Source organism: Pseudoalteromonas sp. MM17-2, from assembly GCF_022347945.1.
Classification (GTDB): domain Bacteria; phylum Pseudomonadota; class Gammaproteobacteria; order Enterobacterales; family Alteromonadaceae; genus Pseudoalteromonas; species Pseudoalteromonas ruthenica.
Genome location: NZ_JAKRFV010000002.1, coordinates 211,034 through 225,170 on the forward strand (window position 1 = coordinate 211,034; position 14,137 = coordinate 225,170).

Below are 14,137 nucleotides of genomic sequence, written 5' to 3' on the forward strand. Positions count from 1 at the left end.
CGTCTCTACTATACTTGTGGCAACGTTTGCGCGGGCCTTGGGAGTGGTGAGCTATGTATGACAACTTAAAGAATCATCAGCACTATACGGTGATTCTTTACACCCCAGATAAAGACATCGATCAGCATGCGATTGATGTGCTTAGCAGACACTTTGACCATATTTTGGTTACCAGCGATAAGCAGCAATTACTAACTGCTGTGAGCCAATCTCCCGCTGTAGTTGTGTTTATGTCTTTTGAACATTTTGCCGACGCGCTGCAATTTTATTACACCCATTTAGAGCCAATACAGCGCACGCCGCCCACCTTTAAGGTTGCCTACCTGATTGCTCGTAAAGACGAAGCGGACGCCTATCATGCGTTTGCCATCGACGCTATTGATGACTACGTGGTGGTGCGCCCGCTCTACGAGGTACATCGGCCGATATTAGTTGCAACCACCTTAATGCGCCAATTGGGTGTGGTGGCAGCGTCAAAGCAAGCTAAAAAGGCCCATTTTCAACAGCTTCATTTGAGCGCCAAGGTAGAGCAGCAAATGCTTGAAGGGCTGCGACATAAAAAAGCGCTGAAAGAGGCATTTACTCACTCTATAAATGAATTACAAGCGCACATTGCGGATCAGTCCCAGCACCTGGGTGATGACGGTGAACAGGTTGATGTTAAAGAGGTAAAGGCACTGCTTTCGCGGCTATGTTCCAATGAGTTACGGCCTATGCTGCTACATTTACAACAGCAAGCTTTAGATCTTCTGGAGCAATGCTTGTACTGCAGCAGTCAGCAAAGCGGTGGCACTGTTGATACGTCGAAAGCGACAAACGAGTCGATGCAGCCCTGTGTCAAAGATGCGCAAGTCAATAATGTTTTACTTGTGGATCACGATGAAGTGTCGTTGCAATTAAGCGCCCGCTGCTTAGCGCATTATCAGTGTCAGGTGGTTGAAGTACTTAATGGCCGCGAGGCGTTGAAACTATTACAACAACACGCATTTGATTTAATCGTGCTGGACATTAACCTCGATGACTCTGATGGTATAAACATCGCTTATCAAATTCAGCATAACCAAGGCACTAATCAGCAAACGCCCTTGATATTAATGGTTAAGCAGTTGTGCAGTGTAACTAAGCAGCGCGCAAAAGACGCGGGCTTTGAGGTACTACTGGAAAAACCTCTGACCATGAAAAGCTTAGATGCAGCGCTTACTCAGCTGCAGCGCCGTCTAGCGCTAAAAGAATGAGCGCTTTTCTAAATAAACACACAGCCTGCTATTTCCATGAATGTCGATGTTTTAGCTGTGGATCACAAAAATGTTAAAACATATCCACGATAGTGTGGTTGAAGTAACCCTACTTCTACTAAAAGCAACTTTTCATACAAGACTATTAGATTTTTCTATTAATATTAGTTACCTAGTATGATAAAAATCTAAGAAGAATAAATTTCTAAAAAACTTTCACAGAATCTAGTCAAACATCCTCTAAGCATATTTTGACGAATGATGGCTAGTATCCTAACTTAGTGCAATGCATTAATATTTTCTACTAAACCCTTCTAAAAAGACCTTTCATGGATGACTTAGCCCCCTCAGATTTAAAAGCAATCTTACACTCAAAACGTGCCAACTTGTATTACCTCGAATATTGTCGAGTAATGCAAAAAGATGGTCGTGTGCTGTATTTAACTGAAGCCACCAAAGAAAATCTGTATTTCAATATTCCAATCGCAAACACTACCGTATTGTTGCTAGGTAACGGCACATCCATCACACAAGCAGCAATGCGTATGCTTGCTCAAGCAGGCGTGCTGGTGGGCTTTTGTGGAGGCGGAGGTACACCTCTTTACATGGCTTGTGAAATAGAGTGGTTTACACCACAAAATGAATACCGCCCAACCGAATACTTGCAAGGTTGGATGGGCTTTTGGTTTGATGACAGCAAACGCTTAGGTGCGGCTAAAACCTTCCAACAAGCGCGCATCGATCTTTTAAATCAAGTTTGGCAAAAAGACCGAGACTTAAAAGCAGAAGGTTTTAACTTTGATGATAAACCCATTCAGAGTGCACTCGACACCTTCTTTACGCGCACAGAAAAAGCCAGTAACTCTCAAGAGCTATTGCTAACAGAAGCACAACTTACAAAGGTGCTTTACAAGTATGCAGCCAATACTACTGACACAGCGGGCTTTAAACGTCAGCATCAATCAACACGTAAAGTTGATATAGGCAAAGCCAATGACTTTTTAAACCATGGTAACTATTTAGCCTACGGCTTAGCCGCATGTACGCTCTGGGTGCTGGGCATTCCCCATGGATTTGCGGTAATGCATGGAAAAACAAGGCGTGGTGCACTGGTATTTGATATTGCAGACTTAATAAAAGACGCGCTCGTGCTGCCATGGGCATTTATATGTGCCAAAGAAAATGCCACCGAGCAAGAGTTTCGCCAGCAAATTTTGCAAGCCTTTACCGATCATAAAGCGCTCGATTATATGTTTGAGCAAGTTAAAAAGGTCGCATTACAAGATTTAACACCAGAACAAATCGACGAAATCGAAAATAACCCTAATGGTGACCCATTATGATGGTTACTTTTGTATCTCAATGCGAAAAAAACGCCCTCAAAAAAACTTGGCGCGTACTCGATGCCTTTGCCAATCGGATTGACGACAACACGTGGCAAACCGTGATCACCCAAGACGGGCTAGATACAGTTAAAAAAATGCTGCGAAAGACTGCCAGTCGCAGTACCGCAGTGAGCTGCCATTGGATTCGAAGCCGCGCCCGAAGCCAATTTTTATGGGTGGTTGGCAATAAGAATAAGTTTAATTTGGAAGGTGTAGTGCCGGTTAACAGAACTTTACTCAATCTTGAACATAAAGAATGGGAGCAAGGCTGGCACCTAAATGAAACTATTTTACTTGCAACAAGTCTTGCTGGGTTATTCCACGATTTTGGTAAAGCTAATGCCTTATTTCAGGCCAAATTGGCGGGTAGAACTAAACAAATGAGTGAGCCTTATCGCCATGAGTGGGTATCGCTTAGGTTGTTTGAAGCACTTGTAAAACATAAATCAGATGAAGGTTGGCTTACAGAGCTTGCAGCGCTCACCCCAGATAAAGCAAGTGAATTAGAGCAATTCATGCTCACTAACATATGCAAAGATAATGAAAAACAACAGCGCGTGTTTGAGCATTTATCGCCACTTGCTAAGCTCGTCGCTTGGTTAGTGGTGTCGCATCACAGGCTGCCATTGGATCACAGCAAAGTGGCAAGGATTGATCAAATGGAACAATGGTTAAATACTTGTGCTGCAAGTCATTGGAACTCTGCCAATGCGCTAGATCTAAGCGCCTATGGTGAAGATGCTATTACCCAAAACTGGCAGTTTGAATTTGGTACGCCTTTAATAAGTCAAACTTGGCAAAACAAAGCACGAAAGCTTGCAGCAAGGGCCTTAAAGAACCCAGCTATCAGTGCAATGAATATGGATTGGCTCGGGCAAACCTTTGTCGCGCATATTGCGCGAATGAGCCTTATGTTGGCGGATCACTATTATTCATCATTGCCCGTTGACAAGTGCAAATCAACCTGGCGCGATTCAAATTACCAACCTATTGCCAATACAGATAAAACTGCAAATTCAAATAAAGCACAAGCCAAGCAGCACCTTGATGAACACAACATTGGTGTTGCTGCAAACGCTCAGCGTTTTATTCAAAACCTACCCGCGCTCAAATTTACGTTGCCTGCGATTACGCAACATTGGTTGTTTACTAAAAATACTGCACAGGCCAAGTACCGCTGGCAAGACAAAGCGTTTAGAGAAATTAAAACAATTGCCAAAACAACCGAGAAACAAGGTTTTTTTGGAGTGAACATGGCATCAACAGGCTGCGGTAAAACCATTGCAAACGCCCGTATTATGTACGCACTTGCAGATGAGCGAGAAGGCTGCCGATTTTCAGTCGCGCTTGGGTTAAGAACGCTTACGCTGCAAACAGGTGATGCATACAAATCGCTATTAAAGTTAGGCGATGATGAATTAGGCGTACTGGTTGGCTCTCAAGCAGTGAAAACACTATACCAGTTAAGCAAAGAACAGGAAGTTATGGGTTCTGGCAGTGAATCTGCTGAAGATTTATTGGCTGATTTATACGTCAGTTACCAAGGTCAAATTTACGATGGACGGCTAAAGCATTGGTTAAGTAGCAGCCCTAAATTAGAGCAGTTAGTCAGTGCTCCTGTGGTTGTAAGTACCATCGACCATTTAATGCCAGCCACAGAAAGTAAGCGTGGAGGCAAGCAAATCGCACCCATGTTGCGTCTACTCACCTCAGACTTGGTACTCGATGAGCCTGATGATTTTGGCTTAGAAGATTTACCGGCATTATGCCGTTTGGTGAACTGGGCAGGTATGCTGGGCTCTCGCGTGTTACTGTCGTCGGCCACTTTGCCACCGGCGCTGGTTAAAACGTTATTTGACGCTTATCAAAGTGGTAGAGAGGACTTTAATCAAGCGCAGTTTGGTGATAATCAAAATAGTACTGTGGTGTGTGCGTGGGTCGACGAGTTTTCGAGTGTCACTAAAGAAATTAGCAATAAAGAGCATTACCTAGAACAACACAACGCCTATGTTAAAAAGCGAATTACAAAATTACAAAAACAACAGCAAGTATTGAGAAAAGGCCAAATTGCGCCAATCGAGTTAGAGCAAGCAGAAACCGTTTATGAGCAAGTTGCTGACACAGTTTACACAAATATGTTTAAGCTTCATGGCAAGCATCACAATCAAAGCCCTTGTGGTAAAAAAGTGTCGCTTGGTGTGGTGAGAATGGCGAATATTAATCCCATGGTGGCTGTAGCAAAGGCACTGTTTGACATAAAAGCTATGCCAGACCATGAAGTGTTTTACTGTGTATATCACTCACAATACCCATTGGCGCTGCGCTCTTACAAAGAAACTCGCCTCGACAATATACTATCAAGGCATGATGAAAACGCCCTTTGGCAACAGCCAGAAATTAAACAAGCGTTAAAAACCAGTAAGGCTAATAACTTAATTTTTGTTGTAATAGGCACATCGGTCGTTGAAGTTGGTCGCGATCATGATTACGACTGGGCGATTGCTGAACCGAGTTCCATGCGTTCATTGATCCAACTAGCTGGTCGTATTCAGCGTCATCGCCAGCAAGCGCCAAGCGACAGTAATTTGCATGTGTTAGAGCAGAATACTCGAGCACTCAAAGGTGAAAATTCGGCATATTGTAAACCTGGCTTTGAAAGTAAAGCATTACCACTAAGCGACCATAATCTTAAAAATTTGCTCAGCACTGAGCTTGACAATATTTCTGCGATATCTCGAATTGTCGAGCCAGAATTTAAGGGGAGCGACTTTATGTTCGATCCCCAAAGTAACGAAACACATGCGAACAAAACAACGAGTTTTTTAGTACAAGAGCATCGTGCCCTGCGTTTTACGTTAGAAAAAACAATGGGCGAAAAGTACAAGTTGCCTCTATACCGTAACTACAAAGAAGCCAACCTATGGTGGCGTTCAGTCCACCCGCATGATGCTAATTGGAACGCCGAGTTTATTCGCCAAACCGAGTTTAGGCAGTCGCAACCACAAGAAGCATTTATTTTACGCGTTGAAGACGAAACACTTTTCTGGGGCCAACTCGATACCAGCAGGAAACCTTATTGTTACGTCAGTAAACAAACTCGTTTTTCGCAAGATGACACAGCTTTGGCAGCTGGTTGCCATTGGTGGTTTTCACACAGTGTTATTGGCGTTTATCAGCATTATGCCGATGCACTTAATTTAACCTTACAAAAAGCCAGCGAACAATTAGGCGAAGTCCGATTACGGGCTGAGCAGAATGAGCAATCCATTATTTGGAATTGGCATCCCCAGCTGGGAATTTATCAGAATATAACAACGAAGGAAGACGAATGGACAACACCTTGAGCGATGCCATTGCTGATTATATCGAGCAGCGCAAGCAAACCAAGCTCGAGCCACTTTTAAAAGCCTTAAATAAAGTGCTCGATAAAAGCGACGAACCTGCTGCCATAGCAAAGGCCAAAGCGGATTATGCAGAGCAAGCAGCGCCAATAGAAGCTGCGTTTAAACCAGTTATTTGGTTAACTGATGCAGCAAAACGCGCAAAGCAAATTAGCTTGGCAACCCATGCGCCTAAGTATACTCATAGTGATGCCAAAGCCAGCAGCATGCTAGTTACTCAGCATAAAATAAACAGCAGCTATGTGACAACAGCTAGTTTAAAAGCAAAGGCTATTGATGCGGTTGGTAATGCAGCAGTGCATGATGTGGCTAAATTGCTAAAAATTGAAGTGGCAGGCGTAAGTTTAATAACGCAACTTCAAGCAGGTAATATAAATGCACTCAAGGCCTTTACAGATGATGAGCAGGTGTTAAATGAGTGGCAAGCAGGCTTCAAAGAAGCTTTAGGAGATGCCAAGCTCGCGGGGCATACCCTAACCAAACAGCTTTATTACCCAGTGGCGCAAGACAGTAGTGAAGATCAAGCCTATCACCTATTAATACCACTCACATCATCAGCACTGGCGCATAAACTCCATAACGCGGTAACTCAAACTCGTTTTAGTGAAGAAGCAAAAGCTATAAAAGAGGCGCGTAAAAAAGGGCGTTATCACTCGCAAAAATCAGTAAGTTTTGTAGAAACCGCGATACAAAACTTTGGTGGTTCACAGCCACAAAATATTTCACTTTTAAACAGTAAAAGTGAGCGTGGGAGTAAGTGCTTTTTGCTCAATTGTGCGCCGCCGAGTTATCAAGCGCACGTTAAAGCACCTTCAAAGCAGACTAGCTTTTTTAATCGTGAATTTAGTTATTTAACAGCACAAAATATCAAAGAATTTAAGGCGTTTTTAGCAAGCTTAAAAGGTAGAGACTGTAATTTTAAAACCCGTTACAAGCGCGACTTTTGGTATACACAACCTATCTTAGATACTTTATTTGAGCGAGCTTCGTTATTACAAAACCAAACTGAATTAACTGGCTGGGCAACAGAGCCAGACGTCAAAATGAAAAAAGCACATTGCCTATGGCTTGATGCTTTTAATGGTAACGCTGCGTTTCAAGCCGAGCGCGAAAAACACGAATGGCAAGAGGAAGTAGCTCACGACTTCGCTACTTGGCTACTAAGAAAGCTAGAAAATAAAGACGTTTATTTTTTAGGTGATAACGAGCACGGCTACTTTAAAAAGCTCTGTTTGCAGCAACTCAAAGCGTTTGAGCGGCACACGCCAAAATTAGGAGGTCTGTAAAATGAGCCAATATGTATTAATTAAAAAACTTAATGTACAAAATGCCAACGCTATAGCGGGCCTTACATACGGTTTTCCTGCAATTACTAACTTTTTAGGGTTTGTACATGCACTTTCAAGGAAATTACCAGCAAGCTTAAATGTTAATTTAGGTGGCGTGGCGGTTATCAGTCACAAAAATCAGGTGCATGCTCGCCAACCTAAAGGGTGGGGCGATTATGTGTTTGCATTAACTCGTAACCCACTTACACACCAAGGTAAAACAGCCCCAATTAATGAAGAAGCTCGCATGAATATGCAAATATCTTTATTAGTTGAATTAAAAGGGCTGGTAGCAGGTGACACACTGACAGAAACAGATCTTAAAGCGCATTTAAAGCGGTTGATCCCAACGTTAAGACTGGCTGGTGGCCAAATACTCGGGTTTGAAGCGTGCGAACTGTTAAATACCGAAGAGCAACAAGCTTATGCATTGCGCCGTTTAATGCCGGGCTTTGTACTTATGGATCGTCACGAATATCTTGCAGCGCACTTTGAACAGCTAAAAGCTGAGCAAGACGATGTGTGTTTATTCGATGCATGGTGTGACTTTGCAACATTAATTTATCGTGCAAACCCAAATGAAGACCAACAAACAGAAGATAATATTGAGACAGAACAGGCAATAGTCAAAGCCAATTGGGAATACGAACCCAAGCCGAATGCTGGTTATTTAGTACCGATTGCCACAGGCTTTTGTGCAATTTCACCTTTGTACGAAGCTGGTGAGGTTGCCAATGTGCGAGACAACACCGTTCCAGTGGCCTTTGCCGAAACAGCATACAGTGTGGGGGAGTGGCAAAGTGTGCACCGCCTTCATGAAATCGAAATCACGCTTTGGCGCTATACCGATAATCACCCTTGGTACATCGCGACCACAAACGAATTTATACAACCCATTATTGAACCTGACTTCATCGACAGCGAAGCAGTATTTAAACCAGATAATTTTTAAGAATATGGAGATTTAACCATGGCAGACGTAAAACTAAAAACCCCTTCAGTTTTGGCTTTCGAGGCAAAACTAATTCCTTCAGATGCGCTAATGTTTGCAGGTAATTTAGAAGCAGATACTTGGCAACCGATCTTAGTTGGTGAAAAGGCGGTTAGAGGTACTATTTCAAACAGATTAAAAGCCGCAACGGCGAATGACCCAGCGAAACTAGATGCTGAAGTATCGAAGGCGAACTTACAAACTGTAGATGTAGCCGCGTTACCCCATGATTGCGACACACTAAAACTCGTATTTACATTAAGAATATTGAGCGACTTGCATGTACCGTCAACTTGTAATGACCCGGCTTATCAAACTGCTCTGGGCGAGATTGTAAAACAGTATCAAATAGACACTGAGTTCAAAGAGCTAGCTAAGCGCTATGCTCATAACATTGCAAATGGCCGTTTTTTATGGCGCAACCGTGTTGGCGCAGAGCAAGTTAAAGTAGTTGTAAGTGTTGGCGAAAAACAGTTTAGTTTCGATAGTTACGAGTTTAGCTTAAAAGCCTTTGATGATAGTGACAAACTTAACGAGCTAGCGGCAGTTATTCAGCAAGGTTTAACCGAGCAACATGCTTTTATCAAAGTAGAGGCTTATAGCCAACTGGGCCAGGGGCAAGCCGTTTTCCCATCACAAGAGCTAGTAATGGGTGGTGGCAAAGGGGATAAGAGTAAGTTTTTGTATCAACTTGATGGGCAAGCGGCAATGCACTCACAAAAAATTGGCAATGCCCTACGTACGATTGATACTTGGCACCCACAAGCCGATGAAATTGGCGCGATTGCGGTTGAACCTTATGGTTCGGTAACCAACCGTGGTGCGGCATATCGCCAGCCAAAAGAAAAAACCGACTTTTACAACTTATTAGATGCTTGGTTACTGAAAGGTAAAACCCCTGCATTAGAACAACAACATTACGTAATGGCCATGCTGATCCGTGGTGGAGTGTTTGGTGAATAAGGAGTTGCGATGAATTACTACCAAGAAATCACCTTGCTACCAGAGGCTGAAATACCGCTCGGGTTTATTTGGCAAAACGTATTTCAACAAGTGCATATTGCGCTTGTTGAGCACAAAGCTGGGCCTAACCAGTCTGACGTCGCCGTTGGCTTTCCTCACTATGGCCAAAAAGGCTTTCCGCTCGGCAATAAGCTGCGATTGTTTGCAAAAGAGCAGATACACTTAGAAAAGTTATCCATAAATAAATGGTTAACTCGTCTTGAAGACTACTGTCATATAAAAGCCATAAAACCAGTGCCAGAAGCTGTAACATGGGTGAGTTTTACTCGTCAGCATGTTAAATCACCTGAGCGTATTGACCGTGATATGCAAGAAAAGGCTGAACGGTGGTCAGTAAAAAGTGGTAAGCCTTTAGTTGAATGCTTAGCAGAGCTAGAAAACACCAAACCTTCTTCAAAATGTGACTTACCTTTTGTTTATTTGCATAGTCAACGAACAAAGCAACGTTCACCAGACATTAATAGTAAATACCCTCTGTTTATTGCGTTAGCAAAAGTTGAAACTGACCAACAAGGAGTTTTTGATTGTTATGGTCTTAGCGCAAAATCAAATGGAGATAGAGAGTTGGGCTGTGTGCCGCAGTTCTAACAAATAAAGGATTTTTTTACCCTTTATTTTTGTTCTTTAAAAATTTGCTTAAAATACAGTGTGTTGCAACATCCTGTGAAAGTAAGGTAAAAATTGGTGTTTTATCTTAATAGCTTGTTGCAACTTACTTTTTTTCATTTACTCTATACTTCACTGCCGAACAGGCAGCTTAGAAAATCACGCTCCAATGCGATAACAACGCCATCAGCTTCACTGCCGAACAGGCAGCTTAGAAATTCTACGTTCATAATTTAGGTTTCCTATGGTTCTTCACTGCCGAACAGGCAGCTTAGAAAGGTGGCCATCGCACCCCCGTTGAAGTGGTGAACTTCACTGCCGAACAGGCAGCTTAGAAACCGCCGAAGCCGAAAAAGCCGAAAAGAAGCCCTTCACTGCCGAACAGGCAGCTTAGAAAAGTGTAAAGGGCGCTTTGCTATCGTTAAATTCCTTCACTGCCGAACAGGCAGCTTAGAAAGTCGACCACATCAATGATAAAGAGCTGCGTTTCTTCACTGCCGAACAGGCAGCTTAGAAATTGGAGCACTGAAAATAACTGTAACTCACCGCCTTCACTGCCGAACAGGCAGCTTAGAAACGTTACAAGGATAACCAAGACTTTATCGTCCGCTTCACTGCCGAACAGGCAGCTTAGAAATGTCCGGGGCTGGTGCTTACCCATGCTTTTCTCTTCACTGCCGAACAGGCAGCTTAGAAAATCGATGTTTTTGGCGATGTACTTTGCGATATCTTCACTGCCGAACAGGCAGCTCTTAGAAAATATGCAGCATCTGAATACTTGATTACTGTACCTTCACTGCCGAACAGGCAGCTTAGAAAAGTTGTGAGCGTAATGCACTTCTTATCTGGGACTTCACTGCCGAACAGGTAGCTTAGAAATTTATAATTTATAATTTGTGAGGCGTGATTGTCTCTAATCTTTACTGCTGAATAGGCTCCTTATCAGTGGGCTTGATGCTTTTGAGTTGCGTGTCGTTGAGTGGTTTAACCGTTTTTGCCATATGTACTATTCCCTGAAGGCCTTTAAATTTAAGGCTTTGGCGCAGCGATGTACTACGAAATCGGGCACCATGTACTAACTTAGTACATGAAATAGTACATAAACAACTGAATTTCAGCAAATGTGGGCGAACATTACAGGCATTAAAAAACCCGCTAAGTCTTTATTCTCAGCGGGTTTTTAAACGTTTTCGAACTTAATCGAACAGTGAAGTGGTGGAGCTGGGGGGATTTGAACCCCCGTCCGGAAAACCTCGACCATCGGTCCTACATGTTTAGTGTCGTCTTTTGGTTAACCTTTGAGTCTCGGACGCACACGATAAACAAAGGCGAGGCCGCTTAGTTTTAACCCTTCAACCCCGGCCAGGGTTTCCGTAGCGAGTCTGTGTAGGGTGACACTTCAAAACCGGGTCCACAGACATACACCGGAGAAGTGCTAGCGGGCTATTATGCCGCTAGAGCGTAGTTATCGTCGTTTGCGATTACTTTAAAATGCGGCTTTTTTACGAGGCCAACCGCACCTCGACATGCACCTCAGGCGTCTTGAATCCCGTCGAATCCTAATCAGCCCCTGAAATACGTTTCAGTATCCATAAGTATAACTGAGAGCATGACCCTACTACAAGCGAAAGCAACTGAATTTCTTATAAATCAGACGTGTTTGCCTATTCCCTGTGCAAAAACAACGCATTTGCTATAACAACTGCGAAAAGAGTATGAACAATTACTTAACAATTAAGTATGAGTATGGTCAAATAGCGCTCGATGCAAAAACACTAATAATAAAATCGTGCTCACTTGCTGGGCGCTTCTTGGAAGTAAAATAACGTGTCCCTATTTGCCTTTGATAAGCTCAGTGGCGAGGTGAGCTTAATTGATCACCCCATGAATGGCTCAGTACCTGCCAGCGCTACTCAGCTTATGGAATTACTGGCGCAATCGCCTTACGCCGACTGCGAAATCCTTGATGCCAATATCGCGGCATTATTTAATCCGTCTAAGTCTAGCCAATCACGTGTTGTAGCGCGGGCAGTCAATGCTCGTCTGAATGTTAATATCGATGAACCACTGATGATGGCAGAGGGTGAGCTCATCTGCGCTCGTGGTGGTGAAATTTTAGATTTAGACAACGCTGTGCGCCAACTTCGTGAAGCTGGAATCAAAAAAGGTATTAGTCGTAAAGCGCTTGAGTTATTGCTAGCAAAGCAGTTTGAGCTGCCACCAGGGGGGCGTGCCACGGCAATTGTTGCTGTTGGGCGTAAAGCCAAAAGTGGTGAAGATGCACGTTTTATTCGTCTATGCGCCACCGCTCAAGATCGCGTTTTATGTCCTAAAGAAGCTGAAAATGGCAAGGTGGATATGCGCGACCTTGGCGATATTATTACTGTCAAGCCGGGTAGCCCGTTAATGCAAAGAGTGCCAGCAACGGGAGGGGAACCTGGGTACAATTTATTTGGTGAGCAACTTGCGCCTAAACCTGGTCGTCAGTTCCCGCTTGAGGTCATGGAAGGCACGCGTCTAGATAGTGACAATGAGAACCTCTTGGTGGCCGATGCTGTCGGGGTGCCGGTTGCACTTGCTCGGGGTGTGCGAGTGGACGACGTGCTGTGCTATGACTTCGTTGATGCAACAACGGGGCATATTCGCTTCGAGGGCAGTGTGATTGTCAGCGGTGATGTAAAAGATGCGATGCAAATTGTCGCCACTGGTGATATCACCGTCTTGGGCTTTGTCGAATCGGCAACGCTACAAAGCGACAATGAAATCACCGTCGTTAAGGGCGTGATCGGACGCAAACGAGACGAGTCTGAGCCCTGTAGTTGCCGTATTCAAGCTAAACGCAGTGTCTCTATTGGCTATGCTCAATACAGTGATATTCAATCGCAGCAAGATATCTTTATCGACCGCCAAGCACTGCACTGTGAGCTAAGCGCTCGGCGCTTAATTCGTGTTGGTCGGGGCAAAACCCCCCGAGGCAAGCTAATTGGTGGCTTTGTCAGCAATGCTTTGCGCATAGAGACTGGCGAGTTAGGTGCGCCATCGGGTACACGCACTAAAGTGTATCTGGGTCAGTATTACTACGAACTAAAACAAAAGCGTAAAACCTTGGCTGAACAGCAAAAACGCATTAACGAGAAGTTTGCTGCCTTACAGGTGCTTCGTAAAAAGGCCTTAAAAGAGGTGGATAATGACAAACGCAAACGTCAGTGCGCACATTTGGATAAGCATGAAGCTCAGTGGGTGGCCATCAAGCAAGGGTTAGAGAAGAAAAAACGACTCGTGCAACAGCGCATTAATATGTTGTTGGGCACGAGCCGTGTGCGGGTAAATGACTTAATGCACCCTGGAGTGGAGCTGAAAATTGCCCATGATACCACGCAGATATCGCGTATCTATCCGCCGCATTCGGCGCTATTGAGTGAAGGCAAAATCACTCAACAATTTCCACTTTAAGGCACATGCGGCCTTAGACGCCTTCGGTATTTTCCGGCGGTGTAGGCTCTTCGCTAGTCTCGGTACTAGCGAGCGGCCAGCCTCCCAAGCTTTGCCATTTGTTCACGATAAAGCAGAACAGCTCAGCGGTACGCTCTGTATCATACAAGGCGCTGTGTGCCTGGGCATTGTCAAACTCGATTCCCGCAGTGCGACACGCTTTCGCCAGTACCGTTTGTCCTAACGCTAATCCGGCCAGCGACGTGGTGTCAAAGCTTACAAAGGGGTGAAATGGCGTGCGTTTAATTTTGCAGCGCTCAATGGCGGCATTTAAAAAGCCATGATCAAAGGCGGCATTATGAGCAACCACCACGGAGCGTTGGCAACCAGCGTCTTTTTGCGCTTTGCGTACAAATTTACAGATACTTTTCATTGCTTCGCTTTCATCCACCGCGCCACGCAATGGCGAGAAAGGGTCGATACCATTAAACTCAATAGCCGATTGCTCGATATTTGCCCCTTCAAAAGGGTCAACATGAAAGTGTTGCGTTTGGTCTAGGTGCAAGTAGCCTTGCTCATCCATTTTTAATGTGGTGACAGCAATTTCAAGCAATGCGTCGGTATTTTTATTAAAGCCAGCGGTTTCCACGTCGATAACTACAGGAAAGAAGCCGCGAAAGCGCTGTGCAAAGCGTGTTGGTTCTGTGTCTGCCATAATACTGCCCAAAGCCAATAA

General features: G+C 44.2%; 9 protein-coding genes, 1 other RNA gene and 1 CRISPR repeat array. Of the genes, 8 read left to right on the forward strand and 2 right to left on the reverse strand.

Going from position 1 to position 14,137, the window contains the following annotated elements; translation table 11 throughout:
- Positions 1-53 precede the first annotated feature (53 nt).
- The 7 genes from MHM93_RS02640 to cas6f all read left to right on the forward strand — a co-directional run bounded on the left by MHM93_RS02640 (position 54) and on the right by cas6f (position 9,951).
- Positions 54-1,235, forward strand: coding sequence for a response regulator (locus MHM93_RS02640; RefSeq protein WP_239447900.1), 1,182 nt, complete (start codon positions 54-56; stop codon positions 1,233-1,235).
- A 329-nt stretch (positions 1,236-1,564) separates the two neighbouring features.
- Positions 1,565-2,578 carry a type I-F CRISPR-associated endonuclease Cas1f gene (gene cas1f / locus MHM93_RS02645; RefSeq protein WP_239447902.1) on the forward strand — a complete coding sequence of 338 codons (1,014 nt, stop codon included), beginning with the start codon at positions 1,565-1,567 and terminating at the stop codon, positions 2,576-2,578.
- Positions 2,575-5,964, forward strand: coding sequence for a type I-F CRISPR-associated helicase Cas3f (gene cas3f, locus MHM93_RS02650; RefSeq protein WP_239447904.1), 3,390 nt, complete (start codon positions 2,575-2,577; stop codon positions 5,962-5,964). Before cas1f ends, cas3f begins: the two co-directional genes overlap by 4 nt.
- On the forward strand, positions 5,949-7,307 hold the full coding sequence (gene csy1 / locus MHM93_RS02655; RefSeq protein WP_239447906.1) for a type I-F CRISPR-associated protein Csy1: 1,359 nt from the start codon (positions 5,949-5,951) through the stop codon (positions 7,305-7,307). The genes cas3f and csy1 overlap by 16 nt, the downstream gene beginning before the upstream one ends.
- A 1-nt stretch (position 7,308) precedes the next feature.
- A complete protein-coding gene (csy2, locus tag MHM93_RS02660; RefSeq protein WP_239447908.1) occupies positions 7,309-8,301 on the forward strand; it encodes a type I-F CRISPR-associated protein Csy2 in 993 nt (330 codons plus the stop codon).
- An 18-nt stretch (positions 8,302-8,319) separates the two neighbouring features.
- Complete coding sequence (gene csy3, locus MHM93_RS02665) at positions 8,320-9,303, forward strand: type I-F CRISPR-associated protein Csy3 (protein WP_239447910.1); 984 nt, start codon at positions 8,320-8,322, stop codon at positions 9,301-9,303.
- 9 nt (positions 9,304-9,312) lie between these two features.
- Positions 9,313-9,951 carry a type I-F CRISPR-associated endoribonuclease Cas6/Csy4 gene (gene cas6f, locus MHM93_RS02670; protein WP_239447912.1) on the forward strand — a complete coding sequence of 213 codons (639 nt, stop codon included), beginning with the start codon at positions 9,313-9,315 and terminating at the stop codon, positions 9,949-9,951.
- Positions 9,952-10,099: 148 nt separating this feature from the next.
- A CRISPR array of direct repeats spans positions 10,100-10,848; the repeat unit is 28 nt; unit sequence CTTCACTGCCGAACAGGCAGCTTAGAAA.
- Positions 10,849-11,182: 334 nt separating this feature from the next.
- Here the strand turns inward: cas6f and ssrA are convergent.
- Positions 11,183-11,540: a transfer-messenger RNA gene (gene ssrA, locus MHM93_RS02675) on the reverse strand.
- A gap of 256 nt (positions 11,541-11,796) precedes the next feature.
- Here ssrA and MHM93_RS02680 point away from each other — a divergent pair.
- Positions 11,797-13,422 (forward strand): FapA family protein, encoded by a 1,626-nt coding sequence (locus MHM93_RS02680; RefSeq protein ID WP_239447914.1) that lies wholly within the window; start codon positions 11,797-11,799, stop codon positions 13,420-13,422.
- A 13-nt stretch (positions 13,423-13,435) separates the two neighbouring features.
- Here the strand turns inward: MHM93_RS02680 and rnt are convergent, their stop codons facing one another.
- Positions 13,436-14,116 carry a ribonuclease T gene (gene rnt, locus MHM93_RS02685; RefSeq protein ID WP_152440516.1) on the reverse strand — a complete coding sequence of 227 codons (681 nt, stop codon included), beginning with the start codon at positions 14,114-14,116 and terminating at the stop codon, positions 13,436-13,438.
- Positions 14,117-14,137: the final 21 nt, after the last annotated feature.